This window comes from Variovorax sp. 10N412, assembly GCF_056394985.1.
The window spans coordinates 423,982-439,405 of record NZ_JBFTIO010000003.1 but is presented as its reverse complement, the minus strand read 5'-3'; the positions used below and the strand labels follow the sequence as shown (position 1 = coordinate 439,405).

The 15,424-nt window shown below is 68.7% G+C and carries 17 protein-coding genes; 2 read left to right on the top strand and 15 right to left on the bottom strand.

Annotated features, from left to right (window positions below):
• Window positions 1-136 precede the first annotated feature (136 nt).
• From AC1DJH_RS11375 to AC1DJH_RS11350, 6 genes are all read right to left on the bottom strand, one after another.
• Entirely contained in the window at window positions 137-1,027 is an 891-nt protein-coding gene (locus tag AC1DJH_RS11375; protein WP_478185750.1) for a VOC family protein, read from the bottom strand.
• A gap of 26 nt (window positions 1,028-1,053) precedes the next feature.
• Window positions 1,054-1,899 carry an ABC transporter ATP-binding protein gene (locus AC1DJH_RS11370; RefSeq protein WP_478185749.1) on the bottom strand — a complete coding sequence of 282 codons (846 nt, stop codon included), beginning with the start codon at window positions 1,897-1,899 and terminating at the stop codon, window positions 1,054-1,056.
• Window positions 1,896-2,765 carry an ABC transporter ATP-binding protein gene (locus tag AC1DJH_RS11365; protein WP_478185748.1) on the bottom strand — a complete coding sequence of 290 codons (870 nt, stop codon included), beginning with the start codon at window positions 2,763-2,765 and terminating at the stop codon, window positions 1,896-1,898. Before AC1DJH_RS11365 ends, AC1DJH_RS11370 begins: the two co-directional genes overlap by 4 nt.
• On the bottom strand, window positions 2,749-3,318 hold the full coding sequence (locus AC1DJH_RS11360) for an OsmC family protein (protein ID WP_435486575.1): 570 nt from the start codon (window positions 3,316-3,318) through the stop codon (window positions 2,749-2,751). Before AC1DJH_RS11360 ends, AC1DJH_RS11365 begins: the two co-directional genes overlap by 17 nt.
• Before the next feature lie 12 nt (window positions 3,319-3,330).
• Window positions 3,331-5,160: an ABC transporter permease gene (locus tag AC1DJH_RS11355; RefSeq protein WP_478185747.1), complete on the bottom strand. Its 1,830-nt coding sequence runs from the start codon at window positions 5,158-5,160 to the stop codon at window positions 3,331-3,333.
• A 145-nt stretch (window positions 5,161-5,305) separates the two neighbouring features.
• Window positions 5,306-6,499, bottom strand: coding sequence for an ABC transporter substrate-binding protein (locus AC1DJH_RS11350; RefSeq protein ID WP_478185746.1), 1,194 nt, complete (start codon window positions 6,497-6,499; stop codon window positions 5,306-5,308).
• Window positions 6,500-6,654: 155 nt separating this feature from the next.
• Here AC1DJH_RS11350 and AC1DJH_RS11345 point away from each other — a divergent pair, with 155 nt between their 5' ends.
• On the top strand, window positions 6,655-7,293 hold the full coding sequence (locus tag AC1DJH_RS11345) for a GDSL-type esterase/lipase family protein (protein WP_478185745.1): 639 nt from the start codon (window positions 6,655-6,657) through the stop codon (window positions 7,291-7,293).
• A gap of 19 nt (window positions 7,294-7,312) precedes the next feature.
• Here the strand turns inward: AC1DJH_RS11345 and AC1DJH_RS11340 are convergent, their stop codons facing one another.
• The 4 genes from AC1DJH_RS11340 to AC1DJH_RS11325 all read right to left on the bottom strand — a co-directional run bounded on the left by AC1DJH_RS11340 (window position 7,313) and on the right by AC1DJH_RS11325 (window position 9,631).
• Window positions 7,313-7,843 (bottom strand): class IV adenylate cyclase, encoded by a 531-nt coding sequence (locus AC1DJH_RS11340; protein ID WP_478185744.1) that lies wholly within the window; start codon window positions 7,841-7,843, stop codon window positions 7,313-7,315.
• Window positions 7,844-8,165: 322 nt separating this feature from the next.
• Complete coding sequence (locus tag AC1DJH_RS11335; RefSeq protein WP_478185743.1) at window positions 8,166-8,525, bottom strand: hypothetical protein; 360 nt, start codon at window positions 8,523-8,525, stop codon at window positions 8,166-8,168.
• Window positions 8,522-9,112 (bottom strand): cob(I)yrinic acid a,c-diamide adenosyltransferase, encoded by a 591-nt coding sequence (locus AC1DJH_RS11330; protein ID WP_435439862.1) that lies wholly within the window; start codon window positions 9,110-9,112, stop codon window positions 8,522-8,524. Before AC1DJH_RS11330 ends, AC1DJH_RS11335 begins: the two co-directional genes overlap by 4 nt.
• Window positions 9,113-9,130: 18 nt before the next feature.
• A complete protein-coding gene (locus tag AC1DJH_RS11325) occupies window positions 9,131-9,631 on the bottom strand; it encodes a DinB family protein (RefSeq protein ID WP_472113313.1) in 501 nt (166 codons plus the stop codon).
• A gap of 90 nt (window positions 9,632-9,721) precedes the next feature.
• Between AC1DJH_RS11325 and AC1DJH_RS11320 the strand changes: the two genes are divergently transcribed.
• Complete coding sequence (locus AC1DJH_RS11320) at window positions 9,722-11,146, top strand: FAD-binding oxidoreductase (protein WP_478185742.1); 1,425 nt, start codon at window positions 9,722-9,724, stop codon at window positions 11,144-11,146.
• Window positions 11,147-11,250: 104 nt separating this feature from the next.
• On the opposite strand, the gene AC1DJH_RS11315 is transcribed toward AC1DJH_RS11320, so the two are convergent.
• The 5 genes from AC1DJH_RS11315 to AC1DJH_RS11295 all read right to left on the bottom strand — a co-directional run bounded on the left by AC1DJH_RS11315 (window position 11,251) and on the right by AC1DJH_RS11295 (window position 15,389).
• Window positions 11,251-12,156 (bottom strand): CsgG/HfaB family protein, encoded by a 906-nt coding sequence (locus AC1DJH_RS11315; protein ID WP_435486584.1) that lies wholly within the window; start codon window positions 12,154-12,156, stop codon window positions 11,251-11,253.
• Between the two features lie 141 nt (window positions 12,157-12,297).
• The gene (locus AC1DJH_RS11310; protein ID WP_472113308.1) at window positions 12,298-13,254 is read right to left on the bottom strand and encodes a ParB/RepB/Spo0J family partition protein; all 957 of its coding nucleotides are present in this window, start codon (window positions 13,252-13,254) and stop codon (window positions 12,298-12,300) included.
• Window positions 13,254-13,799, bottom strand: coding sequence for an RBBP9/YdeN family alpha/beta hydrolase (locus AC1DJH_RS11305; protein ID WP_478185741.1), 546 nt, complete (start codon window positions 13,797-13,799; stop codon window positions 13,254-13,256). The genes AC1DJH_RS11310 and AC1DJH_RS11305 overlap by 1 nt, the downstream gene beginning before the upstream one ends.
• 42 nt (window positions 13,800-13,841) lie before the next feature.
• A complete protein-coding gene (locus AC1DJH_RS11300) occupies window positions 13,842-14,756 on the bottom strand; it encodes a ParA family protein (RefSeq protein ID WP_435486586.1) in 915 nt (304 codons plus the stop codon).
• A gap of 18 nt (window positions 14,757-14,774) precedes the next feature.
• Window positions 14,775-15,389, bottom strand: coding sequence for a LysE family transporter (locus tag AC1DJH_RS11295; RefSeq protein WP_478185740.1), 615 nt, complete (start codon window positions 15,387-15,389; stop codon window positions 14,775-14,777).
• Window positions 15,390-15,424: the final 35 nt, after the last annotated feature.

The following is a 15,424-nucleotide window of genomic DNA, read 5'->3' as shown; positions in this document are numbered from 1 at the left end:
TTGGTGACGAGTCCATTGTGTGCCCCGCTTGTGTCCGCTTCGGGCACTTCAGGTCGCGGTCAGGTGAAATCAGGTAAGCGCTGGTATCGGGGCGGGGCCTTGTCCTGCACGGCCCGTCGGCGCCACGCAGTTCAGCTCATCCGCCCACGACGCTGTCGGCCGTGTCTGTGTGATGGCCGGGCTTCGTTTCGCGCCCCACCGGCGGCAGGTCGAGCTCGATCAACGCGGCATGCGTGCGCGCCAGGTCGAGCGTGCCGGTCGACTGAGGCTTGCCGGTGTGCAGCACGAGCGCGTACGGGCCCTCGCCGCGCGCGGCGATGCGCTGCGCGAGCGTGCCGCTGCCCTCCCCTGCATTCGTCGCGTTCTCGCGCGGCGACAACAGCACCAGCACGCTGCCGCCCAGCACGATGACGGCCACGCGCACAGGGCTGCCGGGCAACGCCACGGGCTCGCCGATGTGCGTGCCGTCATCGTCGCCCTGCGTGCCGAGCAAGGCGCGGTAGCGCGCCAGCGTGGCGTCGAGGTCGCGCACGGCAATGGCCAGGCTCGCCACGCCGAGTGCGCCGTTGGCATGCACGCGCACCTTGCCTTCGGGCACGCGCAGGGCGCGCGGCGTGAGGTCGCCGCACAGGAACGGCAGGTCGGCCGACGGCGAACGCGCCGTCTGCCAGCGCAGGCGTTCGCCGTCGGGCCGCACGCGCCCGCCGTCGAGCGGGCCTTCGAGCAGCAGCCCGCGCGCCCTCGCGTCGGCCACGGTGGCCGCGGTGCTGGCGGGCAGCAGCGCGAAGTCGACGATGCCCTCGCCGTGACGCTGCAGCAGCTGCCACCAGCGTTCGGTAGGCGACGGTTCGCGCCACGCGATCAGCTCGAAGTAGCTGCCGTCGCCGAACACCACCAGCGCGTTGTGCGTGGCGCGGCCCGGATGGTCGCCGCCGCGCACCACGTGGAAGCCGAGCGCGCCGTAGTCGGCGATGGTGCGTTCCAGGTCGTGGACCGCGATGACGATGTGGTCGAGCTTCAAGGACATGTGTGTTTCTCCGTGGGTGGTCTGGATCAGGAAGCGGTGCGCGCGGCGTCGCTGCCGCCCAGGTACGCATCGCGGATGCGGGCGTCGGCCAGCAGCTCGCGCGCCGGACCCGACAGCACGATGCGCCCGGTCTGCAGCACGTAGCCGTGGTGCGCGATCTGCAGCGCCAGGCTGGCGTTCTGCTCGACCATGAACACCGACACGCCCTGCGCGTTGATGCGCGCGATGAGCTCCAGCACCTTGTCGACGTACAGCGGCGACAGGCCCATGGTCGGCTCGTCCATGCAGATGAGCTGCGGGCGGCCCATGAGCGCGCGCGCCATGGCCACCATCTGCTGCTCGCCGCCCGACAGCGTGCCGGCCTGGAACTCTATGCGCTCGGCCACGCGCGGAAAGAGTTCGAGCATGCGCTCGAGGTCTTCGGCCACGGCCTTGCGGTCGCTGCGCGCATAGGCGCCCATCAGCAGGTTCTCGCGCACGGTCATCGCGGGAAACAGGCGGCGGGCCTCGGGCACGGAGCCGATGCCTTGGCGGATGATCTGCGGCGTGCTCAGAGCCAGCGTCGAGGCACCGTTGAAGTTCACTTCGCCCGAGCGCGGCTTGAGCAGCCCGAGCACGATCTTCATGGTGGTCGACTTGCCGCTGGCGTTGCCGCCGAGCAGGCTCACGATCTGGCCCTTGCGCACCTCGATGTCGAGGTCGAAGTGGGCCTGCACGGGGCCGTAGAAGCTGTTGATCTTCCTGAGCTGGAGCAGCGGATGTTTCGAGCCGCTGGATGCGGGCACGGTGGTGCGTTCAGGCAGACCCTCGCCCCAACCCTCTCCCCGCAGGGAAGAGGGAGCAAGGCCGGAGCGGGCGACGGTGGCGATCATGCGGGCACCGCCTCTGGCGTCTCTTGTGCCTTCGGCGCGCCGACCGTGCCCACATGGCGATGGCCGAGGTACGCCTCGATCACCGCCGGGTCGTTGCGCACATCATCAGGCAGGCCTTCGGCGATCTTGCGGCCGTCGTCGAGCACGGCCACGCGGTCGGACAGCTGCATCACCAGGTCGAGCTTGTGCTCGATCAGCAGGATGGTCTGGCCCCGCGCCTTCAGGCCGCGAATGATCTCCAGCATCTCGGCCGTCTCGCTCTCGTTCATGCCCGCGGTGGGTTCGTCGAGCAGCAGCAGGCGGGGCTTGAGCGCCAGTGCCCGTGCGATCTCCACGCGGCGTCGGTTGGCGTACGACAGGCTGTAGGCCGGGTGGTCGACGCGCGGCGCCAGGCGCTCGCCGAACAGCGCGATGATCTCGCGCGCTTCTTCGCGCAGGGCCTGTTCCTCGCGGCGCACGGCGCCGGGCTGCAGCAGCGCCAGCGCGAGCTCGGCCAACGCGCCCAGGCCCGGCATTCCGCCCACGCGCGGTTTCACGGCGCGCAGCCGCGTGTGCGCGCCCACCAGCACGTTGTCGAGCACCGAGAGGTTCGCGAACACGCGCCCATGCTGGAAGGTGCGCGCCAGGCCGCGCTGCGCGAGCTGCTGCGCCGGCAGGCCGGTGATGTCCTGCCCGTCGAACAGCACCTGCCCTTCATCGGGCCGGTCGAGGCCTGTGACCAGGTTGAACAGCGTGGTCTTGCCCGCGCCGTTCGGCCCGATCACGCTGAGCAGTTCGCCCTCGTCCACGTGCAGGTCCACGGCGTTGACGGCCGTGAGCCCGCCGAAGCGGCGCACCAGGCCGCGGATCTCAAGCAGCGAGGGCATCGGCGGTTTGATCCACGGTGCGGGCCTTCGAGTTGACGAGCTTCACCTCGGCGCGGATGGTCTGCGGGTTGCGCAGCAGGTTGAGGATGGGGCAGTTGCGCTCCACCGCCTCGAACAGCGCGTCGATCTCTTCGCGGCTCGCGGGCGAATCGATGTGCACCGTGTAGCCGATCTCGTGCGGCCAGATCGGCGTTTGCTCGTGGCCCGGCTTGCCGCCGCGCGGATCGATGACGCCGGTCACTTCCACCTCCAGGCTCTCGAGCGGCACCTGGCGCTCGGCCGCATGGATCAGGAAGATGTGCGTGACGCAGGTGCCCAGCACGCCCAGCTGCAGCTCGGGCGAACTGGGCCCGAGGTTGTAGCCCGCGAAATCGGGCGGGCTGTCGCTGATGACCTGGTGCTCGCGGATACGCAGGCGGCGCACGCCGCTGCGGCCCTCGGCCTTGACGCTGGCCTTCAGTTGCGCGGGCTTGGCGGTGCCTGCTTCGACAGCGGCATTGCGTGCCAGCACGGCGGCGCGTTTCTCGGCGAGGTAGTCGTTCAGGTGGCTCATGGTGTGGTTCTTTCAGACAGTGCCCAGCAGACCTTGCGGGCGGAAGCGAATCAACAGAAGCAGCGCAACGCCGTAGATCAGCATGCGGTACTCGGCCGTCACGCGGAACAGCTCCGGCAGGCTCACGAGCGCCACCGCGCCGAGCAGCGCGCCGCTGATGTTCCCCAGGCCGCCGAGGATCACCATCGTCAGCGCGAGGATCGAGATCTGCGAGCCGAAGGTCTCGTGGTTGATGTACGAGTACATGTGCGCGGTGAAGGCGCCGCTCACGCCGGCCGCGAAGCCGCCGAAGCCGAAGGCCAGCGCCTTGTAGCGGTCGGGGCTCACGCCATAGGCACGCGCGGCCACCTCGTCTTCGCGCACCGCGCGGAAGGTGCGGCCCAGGTGCGAGCGCAGCAGACGCCACTGCAGCAGGGCCAGCAGCACCATCGCACCGAACGAGGCCCAGTAGATGGCCTCGTTCGACGAGGCGTCGCGCCCGAACAGCGACAGCGGCGGAATGCCCGACACGCCGATGGGCCCGTGCGTGAGGCTTTCCCAGTTGAGGATGGTGAGCGCCACGATCTCGCCGATGCCGAGCGTGGCGATCGACACGTAGTGGCCGCGCAGCCTGAAGGCCGGGAAGATCAGCGCGGTGCCGATCAGCGACGTGAGAATGCCCGCCCCCACGATGCCCGTGCCCACCGGCAGGTGCAGGTCGAGCACCAGCAGCGACGATGCATACGCGCCGATGGCCAGCAGCCCCGCATGGCCCAGCGAAATCTGCCCGATGGTGCCGGCGACCAGCGTGAGGCTCAACGCGAGTGCACCGTAGAGCCATGCGTTGGTGAGCGTCTGCAGCAGGTAGGGCGACGGATCGAACAGCGGCAAGGCCGCCGCCGCGGCGAACAGCGCGAGCAGCACACGCGGCGGTATGTGCCACGGCTTGCTCGGCGCGATGAAGGTGCCCGTGAGCGGCTCGGGCGGCAACGCGCGCTTGCGGCCGAACAGGCCGTTGGGCTTCCACACCAGGATCACCAGCAGCAGCGCGAAGGCGAACAGGTTGCGGTACGGCGTGCCGAGGATCGCCACGCCGTAGCTCTCGATGAGCCCCAGCAGCAGGCTGCCGACGATGGCGCCCGGCACGTTGCCCACGCCGCCGACCACCGTGGCCACCACGCCCTTGAGCGTGGCCTGGAAGCTCATCGCCGGGCTGATGTTGTTGTAGTACATGCCCACCAGCAGGCCCGAGAGCCCGCCCAGCGCGGCGGCGATGGCGAACACGGTCTGGTTCACGCGGTCGACGTCCACGCCCATCTGCTGCGCCGCGTCGCGGTCCTGTGCGGTGGCGCGCACGGCCCAGCCGAGCTTGGTGAAACGCAAGAAGCCGAACAGCACGGCCGCGCTCGTGATGCCGATGCCCGCAATGAGCAGGTCGAGCGCGCCGATGGTGCCGGTGCCGATCTGCAGGCGCCAGTCGGGCAACTGCGTGGGCAGCGAGCGCGGGTCGGGGCTGAACGACAGCTGCACCAGGATGTCGAGCACGAAGCTGATGCCGATGGTGGCCAGCAGCGGCGCGATGCGTGCCTCGCCCTGCAGCGGCCGCAGGCCCACGCGCTCGATCAGCATGCCCAGCGCGCCGGAGCCCAGCACCACCAGCAGGATGGTCACGGGCAGCGGCGTGTGCAGGTAGGTGATGCTGGCCCAGCCGATGTACGCACCCACCGTGTACACCGAGCCGTGCGCGAAGTTGATGAGGTGCGACACGCCGAAGATCAGCGCGAGGCCCACCGCCAGCAGCGCGTAGATGTTGCCGATGATCAGGCCGTTGACGGTGTAGTCGAAGAAGGAGGTGAAGCTCATGCGGTGCTGCCTGCCTTGCTCCCTCTCCCTCTGGGAGAGGGTTGGGGTGAGGGCACGCGGCCATCAAGGCCGCGCGATGTTGCGAGGCCGACTGCCCTCACCCTAGCCCTCTCCCAGAGGGAGAGGGAACAACGCCAAGACCCGGTCATTTCGTGGAGGCCACGGCCGCCTTCTCGTCCAGCTGCGCCCACTTGCCGTCCTTCACCACCAGGTTCACGCTCTTCACCCCGACCACGCGCCGCGTCTGCGCATCGAAGTTGGCCTTGCCGAAGATCACGCTCGGCACGTCCTTGATCTTGTAGAACGCGTCGCGCACCGCCTTGCGGTCGGCCTTGGGGCCGGCCTGGCGCAGCGCCGCCGCGGCGTACACCACCGCGTCGTACGCGTAGGCGTTGAACGCATCGGGCTCCTTGTTGTACCTGGCGCGGAAGCTCTTCACGAACTCCTGCACCTCGGTGCGCGGCTCCTCGGGATAGAAGGCCGTGTTGGTGTGGATGCCGTTGACCGCCGCGCCGCCGAGCTCGATGAACTTGGGCGAATACACCGAACCCACCGCAGCGATCGGCTGCTTCAGGCCCACGCTGCGCACCTGGCCCGCGATGAGCGCGCCGTCGGGGTAGTAGGAGATGAGCACCAGCCCGTCGGGGTTGGCGTCGCGCACGCGCACCAGCGTCGAGCGGAAGTCCTTCTCGTCGGGCTGGTAGCCCTCGGCAATGGCGAGCTGCGCGCCGCGCTCCTGCGCGGCCTTCACCAGCACGTCCTTGCTGGTGCGGCCCCAGTCGGTGTTGAGGTAGAGCACCGCGATGCGCTTGAAGCCCAGCGTCTTCACCGCGAGCTGGGCCAGCAGCGGCTGCGCGTCGGCCTGGCTGATGGAGGGGCTCCAGATGTAGTCGCCGCCCTTGGTGAAGTCAGGGTGCGAATTGGTGAAGCCCAGTTGCACCAGGCCCGCGCGCTGGTAGATGGGCGATGCGGCCATCGATGCGGGGCTGGAGAAGTCGCCCAGCTCGATGAGCACGCGCTTGTCGTTCACCAGTTTCTGCGCAATGGCCACCGACTGGCGCGGATCGCTCTGGCTGTCCTCGAAGTTGTAGGCCAGCGGGCGGCCCAGGATGCCGCCCTGCGCGTTGATGTGGTCCAGCGCCAGGTCGAAGCCCGCCTTCCACTGCGCGCCGTACTGCGCGTTCTGTCCGGTGAGCGGCCCGCTCACGCCGAACCACACGGGCTCGCCGGTGGCGGGTGCGGCCCAGCCGGCGAGAGGCGCCACCAGCAAGGCGGTGGAAAGCGCGGCCACGTGGCGCAGGAAACGGTGGCGATTGAGAAGCGTCGCAGGCGTGGGCATGGTGTCGAACCCCGTGATGAATGAACGTGCAGGGCCGCGATTCTTCGCCTGCGCCCTGCGCCGGGGAACGAACAAAAACGGGGAGGCTTATGCGCTTTCCGCGCAAAGGGGCAAGCGCCGGCGAGCCCTGTGGCTGCGTTTATGCTGCGCGCCACATGAAGCGACGACACCTCCTCCACCTGGGGGCCTGCGTGCCCGCCCTGGCCCTCTTGTCGGCCTGCGGAAAGCGCAAGCCCGCCATCGCCGCACTGAAGTCCGATGCCCGCGTGCTGGCCATCGGCGACAGCCTCACCCATGGTTACGGCGCACCGCCCGAGGCGGCGTGGCCCGTGAAACTCGGCGAGCTCACGGGCTGGCAGGTCGACAACGAGGGCGTGAACGGCGACACCTCAGAGGGCGCACTGCAGCGGTTGCCCGCGCTGCTGAACGCGGGCGCCTACGACGCCATCCTGATCGGCATCGGCGGCAACGACATGCTGCGCGGCGTGTCGGCCACGGCCACGCGCGACAACCTCGCGGCGCTGATCACGCAGGCGCGTGCGCACACGCCTTACGTCGCCGTGCTGGCCACGCCCGCGCCCGATGCGATGCGCGCGGCGGTCGGTTCGCTCAGCGACGCGCCGTTCTACGAAGAGGTGGCGAAATCGCAGCAGGCGCTGCTGGTGCCCAATGTGTATTCGAGCGTGCTGTCGGACGCGTCGCTGCGCTCCGACCGCATTCATGCCAATGCACGAGGCTATGAAAAGGTCGCGCAGCTGCTGGCGGACCAGCTCAAGGCCGCGGGCTGGCGCTGATTGATCAGGCGCTAATTGATCAGGCGCTGCTGATCGGGGCGTTCAGCAGGTCGACGTAGGCGCCCTGCACCAGCTGGTCGGCGCCCACGCCCAACCGTGCCATGAGCGCGTGCGCTTCGGCCGTGCCGGCCTCTGCGGACTCGCCCTCTTCCAGCACCACTTCGAGCTCGAGAAACTCGCCCAGGCCTTCGACGCGGTCGAGGTGCACACGCGTGCGGCCGGCGATGAACAACCGTCGCTGCTTGCGCACGCGCCCGGCCTGGCCCCACGCGAGCGTGAGCGATTCGCGCAGCACGTCGGGCGTGCTGCAGGGCGTGATCAGGTAGAACGATTCCTTCGGCCCGGTGCTGTTGGCGCGGCGGTAGAAGATCAGCTCGGCGCGGTCGTGCGCAAAGGTGCGCAGCTTGAGGCGGTCGGCACTGTCGCTGCAGCGGAAGAAGGTGTCGTCCTGCGCGATCTCGGTGGGGCCCTGGTCGGCCAGCGTTGCTGCGATGGTTGCGACGCGGTCCACGCTGTCGATGCGGGCCTTGATCTCGATGTTTCTTGGCATGCCTGTTTCTCTTCATGAGTTGCCGATGTTCGGCGGTCTCCTGTCCAGGGCGTGTGAACAGGCCGCCGGGTACTTCCCTCCGCGAATGTCCCCCGGGGCTGCGCCCCTCCTCCTTTATTTCGCTGCGGGAAGCACCCGACGCCCTGTTCACTTGGGCACGCTGTCGGTGAACGGCCGATCAACCACGGCTCTGAACACGCTCACGCCGATGGGGTGCCTTGCGCAGCGAAATAAAGGAGGAGGCCGCAGGCCGGGGGACATTCGCGGAGCAAGGTACACCGTCGGCGTGAGCGCACCCCGAACTGCCCCGGGTGCACCGAGATCAGGGCGCGTTGCCCTGCGGCCCCACGGCCGGTGGGCGCGCCCGCCCGCCGAACCCTGGCGACAGCTTGCGACCGAAGGCTTCGCCCACGTTGCGCACGGGCCGGCTCGCCTTCTCCGACACGTTGTTCACACCGCGTCGCGCGGCGGCGTCCGCACGGTTGACGCCACGGCCCGCGGCGTTGGTGCCGCGCTGCACGCTGCCCACGACCTTGCCGCTGCGCGAGGGCGGCTTGAGGGTGTGCGCCCGCTGGGCGTGGGGTGGGTTGTCGGCACTTTGCGCCTGCGCGCCAACGGGCAACCACAGCGTTGCGACCATCGTCGCGGCAAGCCATGCGTGCAAGGTGTTCGGGAATTTCATGGGGCCTCCTGGGTGTCGGCTTGCGCCTCGGCCGCGCGCGCCATGCGCTCGCTCTTCCAGTACACGTCGTCGCCGCCGTCCATGCGGTTGAGCACGCGCGCCAGCACGAAGAGCAGGTCGCTGAGCCGGTTGAGGTATTGCCGCAGCGCATCGTTGAGCTGTTCGTTCGCACCCAGCGCAACCACCGCACGCTCGGCCCGGCGCGCCACCGTGCGGCACACATGCGCGAGCGACGCGGCGCGCGTGCCTGCCGGCAGGATGAACTCGGCCAGGCGCGGCAAGGCGGCGTTGTGCTCGGCCAGCGCGTTGTCCAGCTGCAGCAGCGCCTCGGCCTTCAGCAGCGTGAAGCCCGGCATCGACAGCTCGCCGCCCAGGTTGAAGAGCTGGTGCTGCACGTCGACCAGCAGCTCGCGCACGGGCTCTGGCAGGGGCTCGCACAGCAGCACGCCGATGTTGGAGTTGAGCTCGTCCACGTCGCCCATCGCATGCACGCGCAGATGGTCCTTGGGCACGCGCGTGTTGTCGCCGAGGCCGGTGGTGCCGTCGTCGCCCGTGCGGGTGGCGATCTGTGAAAGTCGGTTGCCCATTGGAAGCTCCTGAAGGGGTTAGGCGCCGACGGTGGAAGCGTCGATCTTGCCGGCCAGCCACTGCAGGCCTGCAAGATGCTGCTGGTCGTGGCTGCAAAGGTAGTGAATGAGGCTGCGCATCGTGAGCGGGCCGTAGCCCTCGAACACGGCCGTGCGCTGCAGTTGGGCGTCGCTCAGGCTGGAGACGATTTCCATCGTCTGGATGCGCGCCATGCGGAAGTCGGCCAGCACCTTCTGCGCATCGGCCGTGCCGTAGCCGCGCTCGACGGCCAGCGGCTCGCTGTCGATGGAGGCCAGTGTCGGATGGGCTTCGGCCAACGTGCGGCGAAAGCGCACGTGGTAGCCCTCGATCTCGATGTCGCGCACATGGCAGAGCTGCTCGATGGCGGTGAAGGCCTCGCTGGGCACGCCCTCCCACGAGGGCGGCGTCCAGTGCCTGTAGGCGGCGGGAATGGCCGCGTAGTGGGCCTCCAGTTGCGACGGGAAGGCCGCGAGAGCGCTGAGGGTCGTAGGGTTCATGTTTTTTCCGAAGCGCATTATGGTGCGCGCTCCGTAAAATGGCCCTCCCCGCTTGATCCCGAACCCTCTCACCCTGCCAGGAGACGCCCGATGAACGCCCCGACCCAAACCTCGCACCTGATGCCGGAGCTTCATCTGCGCGACGTTCCTGCCGCACTCATCGACGGCCTGAAGACGCGCTTCGGCGCCAACTGTTCCACGGCCATGGCGGTGCGCACGCAGCACGGGCGCGACGAATCGTCGTTCGACGCACCGCCGCCCTCGGCCGTGGTGTTCGCGGAAAGCACGCAGGACGTGGCCGATGCCGTGAAGCTCGCCAGCGAGCACAGCGTGCCGGTCATTCCCTACGGCGCGGGTTCGTCGCTCGAAGGGCACCTGCTGGCGGTGCAAGGCGGCATCAGCATCGATGTGTCGCGCATGAACAAGGTGCTGTCGATCAACGCCGACGACCTCACGGTGACGGTGCAGCCGGGCGTCACGCGCAAGCAGCTCAACGAAGAGATCAAGAGCACGGGCCTGTTCTTCCCCATCGACCCGGGCGCGGACGCCTCCATCGGCGGCATGACGGCCACGCGCGCCAGCGGCACGAACGCGGTGCGCTACGGCACGATGCGCGAGAACGTGCTGGCGCTCGAAGTGGTCACCGCCGGCGGCGAGGTCATCCGCACCGGCACGCGCGCGAAGAAATCGTCCGCCGGCTACGACCTCACGCGCCTCATGGTGGGCAGCGAAGGCACGCTGGGCGTGGTCACCGAGATCACGCTGCGCATCTACCCGCTGCCCGAGGCGGTGTCGGCCGCCATCTGCTCGTTCCCGAGCATCGAGGCCGCCGTGCGCACCACCATCGAGACCATCCAGCTGGGCGTGCCGATTGCGCGCGTGGAGCTCATCGACGTGAACACGGTGCGCATGGTGAACGCGTACGCCAAGCTCGACCTGCGCGAAGAGCCGATGCTGCTGATGGAATTCCACGGCTCGCCCGCCGGCGTGAAGGAACAGGCCGAGACGGTGCAGGAGCTCGCCAGCGGGCACGGCGGCAATGCCTTCGAATGGGCCAGCACACCCGAAGAACGCACGCGCCTGTGGACCGCGCGGCACAACAGCTACTTCGCGGCCGTGCAGTCGCGCCCGGGCTGCCGCGTGATCTCCACCGACACCTGCGTGCCCATCTCGCGCCTGGCCGACTGCCTGCTCGACTCGGTGGCCGAGGCCGATGCCAGCGGCATTCCCTACTTCCTCGTCGGCCACGTGGGCGACGGCAACTTCCACTTCGGCTACCTGCTCGACCCGAACATTCCCGAGGAGCGCGTGAAGGCCGAAGCGTTGAACCACGCACTGGTGAGCCGCGCGCTGGCGCTCGAAGGCACCTGCACCGGCGAGCACGGCGTGGGCCTGCACAAGATGGACTTCCTGGTGACCGAGGCCGGTGCCGGCGCCATCGACATGATGCGCACCATCAAGCGCGCGCTGGACCCGAAGAACATCATGAACCCGGGCAAGATCTTCGCGCTCTGAGCCGGCTCGGCCCGCTCAGGCGCCACGATAAAAAAAGCCCGGTGGCTCGTAAGAGCCACCGGGCTTTCTGCTTTGCAGTTGCCGTGCTTGCTGGTTGCTTTTGTTTATTGGTTGCTGTTGCTGCGTCGACGCGCCGGTGCCTTCTCTGCGGGCACGTAGGTTTGCGACGGTGCCGCGCCGCCGTCCACGCCGAGTCGCCCGCCGCCGCCCAGGCCCTGGCCGCGAACGGTCTGTGCCTTGTAGTTGCGCAGCGAACGGACCATCTGGTTGAAGGCGTCCATGAACGCGGCGGCAATCACCTTGCCCTGCGCCGTGTTGGTGTAGCCGCCGACGCCGCCAGCGCCGCCGCGGCCGGCCAGCGCACCGAAGGCGCCGAAGTCGGTCTTGGAGGCGCTGCCTTCGGCGGCCGCCACCTGCACGCCCGAGCGGTTGTCGATGAGGGTCAGCAGCGCGCTGGCTTCCTTGGTCTGCATGCTGCCGCCGAGCTGGGCCAGCGCACGGCCGCGGCCGCCACCCACCAGGCCGCCGAGCGCGCCGCCGATGCCGCCGGCATCGCTGTTGCTGAAGACGATTTCAGGCGACAGGCCGTAGTCGGACGCCACCATCTGGCCGCGGCCGAAGTTGCTGCCGCCGCGCATTTCGCCCGACTGCTGCAGCGCGCGCTCGCGCGTCATGGCGTTCATGCCGGCCGCGCCGCGTTCCACGACGACGAAGCAGTTCGACTGTTGCACCAGCAGGCGCAGCAGGTTGGCGGTGGGCGGCAGCTTGTATTCGCCGGTGAGCACGGTGTACCAACCCGCGCTCTGGTTCTCGATCAGCGAGACCGTGCCGAGCGGCGATTCGCAACGCTCGAGCTGGCTGCTTTCGCCGGAGGTCGCACCGCCGGCCGCGCTGCCGGTGGCCATGGTCTTGGCCGACTGGCTGCCCATCTGCATGTCGGTGGCCGCGCAACCGGTGAGAAAGAAGGCGCCCGCGGCAATGGCCGCAAGCGGGAACTTGGTGAGCTGCATGGGTGGACTCCCTCTGTGTTCAGAGATATTAGTTAACAAATTCAGTCGCGAAGGATACGCGCAAAGGATTGCACTGATCAACCAAACGAATGCACGACACCGCGTTCACACCACAGGCCATTCGGAAGATGCCGGCCCGTTTCAGGCCGCCGTTCGGCGGATGCGCTCGATCAGTCCGTTGAGCGCATCGATGGAGCCGAAGTGAATGACCAGCTCGCCGCTTTCGCCGCGCTTGGTGCGCTTCTTGATGCGCACCTCGACCTCGGCGGTCAGCAGGTCGGCGAGTTCTTCTTCCACGCGCTGCAGGTCGCGCGACTTCTCGCCGTCGTTGCTGCGCCGCGAAGGCGTGAGCGTGAACTCGGCCGCGAGCTTCTTCACCAGCGCCTCGGCCTCGCGCACCGACATCTTCTTAGCCGCGATCTGGTTGGCCGCGGTGATCTGCGTGCCGCGGTCCAGCGACAGCAGCGCGCGCGCGTGGCCCATGTCGATGTCGCCGGCCATCAGCATCTGCTGCGCGGGCTCGGCCAGGTTCAGCAGGCGCAGCAGGTTGCTGGCCGCGCTGCGCGAACGGCCCACGGCCTGTGCCGCCTGCTCGTGCGTGAGGCCGAACTCGTTCACCAGGCGCTGCAGGCCTTGCGCCTCTTCCAGCGGGTTGAGGTCTTCGCGCTGGATGTTCTCGATCAGCGACATCGCCGCCGCGGCTTCGTTGGGCACGTCGCGCACCAGCACCGGCACGCTGTCCAGGCCCGCGAGCTTGGCGGCCCGGAAGCGCCGCTCGCCCGCGATGATTTCGTACTCGGCGTTCTTGGCGGCGGCCGATTCGGCGTCGAGCCGGCGCACCAGGATCGGCTGCATGATGCCCTGCACCTTGATGCTCTCGGCCAGCTCGTACAGCGCGCCCTCGTCCATGCGCGTGCGCGGCTGGTAGACGCCCGCGACCATCTGGTCGAGCATCAGCGTGTTCGGATTGCGCTGCGCGCCACCGTCTTGCGAGCCCGGGGTGCCGTCGCCGTTGCCGTGGTCGGCCGCCGGCGCGGCGGTGGGGCCGAGCAAGGCTTCGAGGCCGCGGCCCAGGCCCTTGGGTTTCTTGGTCGCCATCAGTCGGTGTCTTTCGAGATTTCGTTCAATAGGTGCCGGCCTTCGGGCCAGTCGCCCAGGCCGGATTCGGCATTCAGGTGGCCGGCCGCGCCGGCGTCGACGAAGCGGGCGCCCCAGTCATGGGCGAGCTGCCGGGAGCGCGCGGCGTCGCAGTACGGGTCGTCGTTGGCGGCGACCAGCACTGCGGGAAACGGCAGAGGCTGGCGCACGATGGGCGCCCAGCCGGGAATCAGCTGGCGCAGGTCGTCGCGCTCCAGGTCCCCGGGCGCGACCAGCAAGGCGCCGCGCACCTTGTGCGTGTGGCGCGAATGCGCGGCCCAGGAGGCGGCCAGGATGCAGCCCAGGCTGTGTGCCGCGAAGACCACCGGGCCCGGCGCGGCCAGCACGGCCTCCTCGAGCTGGATCGACCAGTCGCCGCGCAACGGGCGCATCCACTCGTGCTGCTCGACGCGCTGGTCGCCGTACGCCCACTCCCAGCGGGTTTGCCAATGCCCGGGGCCGCTGTTCTGCCAACCGGGCAGGAGCAGGATGCGGGGCGCCGTCATTTGCTATTACTTTGATAGCAACACACGCAGGCAGGACGTGGGTCAGGCATTGTTTTCGCTGGTGGAGTTCGGCGAGGAAGCCGGTGCCAGCACATCGTCTGGAATGGCCAGGTCGGGCGCGGCGCGGCCGACCGCGGCAATGGGCGGCGCCACCGCACCCGAGGCGAAGGCGCTCGCGGGCGGCATCTTCTCGATCAGCTCCTGCGCGAAGGCAATGAAAGCCTGGCTGCCGCGCGCCGCCGGATCGAACACCACGCCCGGCAGGCCGTAGCTCGGCGCCTCGGCCAGGCGCACGTTGCGCGGGATCACGGTGTCGAACACCTTGTCGCCGAAGTGGGACTTGAGCTGCTCGCTCACCTGCTGCTGCAGGGTGATGCGCGGATCGAACATCACGCGCAGCAGGCCGATGATCTGCAGGTTCTTGTTGAGGTTGGCGTGCACCTGCTTGATGGTGTTGACCAGGTCGGTCAGCCCTTCCAGCGCAAAGTACTCGCACTGCATCGGCACGATCACGCCGTGCGCCGCGCACAGGCCATTGAGCGTGAGCAGGCTCAGGCTGGGCGGGCAGTCGATCAGCACGAAGTCGTATTCGGCACCGACCGCGGCCAGCGCGGTGCGCAGGCGCTTCTCGCGGCGGTCGATGGCCACCATTTCGACCTCGGCGCCGGCCAACTCGCGGTTGGCGCCCAGCACGTCGTAGCCGCAACCGCCCTCCACCAGCTTGTCGGCCTTGACGCGGGCCTCGGCCACCGAGGCCGACTCCAGCAGCACGTCGTACACCGTCAGCTCCAGCTGGCGCTTGTCGATGCCCGAACCCATGGTGGCATTGCCCTGCGGGTCGAGGTCGATCATCAGCACGCGCTGGCCGGCCTTGGCCAGGCCGGCCGCGAGGTTGACGGTGGTGGTGGTCTTGCCGACGCCGCCCTTTTGGTTGGCAATGCAGAAAATCTTGGCCATGTCAGTGCGGGAGGTCGATCAGCGGGAAATCGCGAGCTTGATGCCGAAGGCGATCAGGAAGGTACCGGCCAGCTTCTCGAGCGTGGTGGAAATGCGGGGATTGGCGCGGATGCGCTCGGCCAGGAAGTGCGTGAGCAGCGTCGAGGTCAGGCCGTACAGGAAGGTCAGCGCCGCAATGGTGACGGCCATGGCGCCGAAGCTGATCAGCCCCTGGTGGCGGGTCGGGTCCACGAACAGCGGGAAGAAGGCCATGTAGAACACGATGGCCTTCGGGTTCAGCAAGGTGATGGTGAAGGCCTGGCGCAGGAAGTGGCTGGGCTTGATGTTGAGGATGGGCGCCGAGCCGGGCTTGGCCAGCAGCATCTTGAGGCCCAGCCACGCCAGGTAGCCGGCACCCAGCCATTGCACCGCCTTGAAGGCGGCAGGGTACGCCGCCAGCACAGCCGACACGCCCGCCACCGCGGCCCACATCAGGCATTGGTCACCGAGGATCAGCCCGGCCGTCGCGGCCAACCCGCCACGAATCCCGCCCTTGCTGGTCGACGTGATCAGCGCGAGGTTGCCCGGGCCGGGAATCAGTAGAAACAGGACGATGGCGGCGACGAAAGCGCCGTAGTCAGCGATGCCGAACATGGGATTGCCTCAAAAAGAGCGCCGGGAACAGACGG

What these genes read in the sequence shown, in the direction of transcription:
- AC1DJH_RS11375 (WP_478185750.1), bottom strand. Translation starts at nt 1,027, where the DNA reads ATGTCCTTGAAGCTCGACCACATCGTCATCGCGGTCCACGACCTGGAA.
- AC1DJH_RS11370 (WP_478185749.1), bottom strand. Translation starts at nt 1,899, where the DNA reads ATGATCGCCACCGTCGCCCGCTCCGGCCTTGCTCCCTCTTCCCTGCGG.
- AC1DJH_RS11365 (WP_478185748.1), bottom strand. Translation starts at nt 2,765, where the DNA reads ATGCCCTCGCTGCTTGAGATCCGCGGCCTGGTGCGCCGCTTCGGCGGG.
- AC1DJH_RS11360 (WP_435486575.1), bottom strand. Translation starts at nt 3,318, where the DNA reads ATGAGCCACCTGAACGACTACCTCGCCGAGAAACGCGCCGCCGTGCTG.
- AC1DJH_RS11355 (WP_478185747.1), bottom strand. Translation starts at nt 5,160, where the DNA reads ATGAGCTTCACCTCCTTCTTCGACTACACCGTCAACGGCCTGATCATC.
- AC1DJH_RS11350 (WP_478185746.1), bottom strand. Translation starts at nt 6,499, where the DNA reads ATGCCCACGCCTGCGACGCTTCTCAATCGCCACCGTTTCCTGCGCCAC.
- AC1DJH_RS11345 (WP_478185745.1), top strand. Translation starts at nt 6,655, where the DNA reads ATGAAGCGACGACACCTCCTCCACCTGGGGGCCTGCGTGCCCGCCCTG.
- AC1DJH_RS11340 (WP_478185744.1), bottom strand. Translation starts at nt 7,843, where the DNA reads ATGCCAAGAAACATCGAGATCAAGGCCCGCATCGACAGCGTGGACCGC.
- AC1DJH_RS11335 (WP_478185743.1), bottom strand. Translation starts at nt 8,525, where the DNA reads ATGAAATTCCCGAACACCTTGCACGCATGGCTTGCCGCGACGATGGTC.
- AC1DJH_RS11330 (WP_435439862.1), bottom strand. Translation starts at nt 9,112, where the DNA reads ATGGGCAACCGACTTTCACAGATCGCCACCCGCACGGGCGACGACGGC.
- AC1DJH_RS11325 (WP_472113313.1), bottom strand. Translation starts at nt 9,631, where the DNA reads ATGAACCCTACGACCCTCAGCGCTCTCGCGGCCTTCCCGTCGCAACTG.
- AC1DJH_RS11320 (WP_478185742.1), top strand. Translation starts at nt 9,722, where the DNA reads ATGAACGCCCCGACCCAAACCTCGCACCTGATGCCGGAGCTTCATCTG.
- AC1DJH_RS11315 (WP_435486584.1), bottom strand. Translation starts at nt 12,156, where the DNA reads ATGCAGCTCACCAAGTTCCCGCTTGCGGCCATTGCCGCGGGCGCCTTC.
- AC1DJH_RS11310 (WP_472113308.1), bottom strand. Translation starts at nt 13,254, where the DNA reads ATGGCGACCAAGAAACCCAAGGGCCTGGGCCGCGGCCTCGAAGCCTTG.
- AC1DJH_RS11305 (WP_478185741.1), bottom strand. Translation starts at nt 13,799, where the DNA reads ATGACGGCGCCCCGCATCCTGCTCCTGCCCGGTTGGCAGAACAGCGGC.
- AC1DJH_RS11300 (WP_435486586.1), bottom strand. Translation starts at nt 14,756, where the DNA reads ATGGCCAAGATTTTCTGCATTGCCAACCAAAAGGGCGGCGTCGGCAAG.
- AC1DJH_RS11295 (WP_478185740.1), bottom strand. Translation starts at nt 15,389, where the DNA reads ATGTTCGGCATCGCTGACTACGGCGCTTTCGTCGCCGCCATCGTCCTG.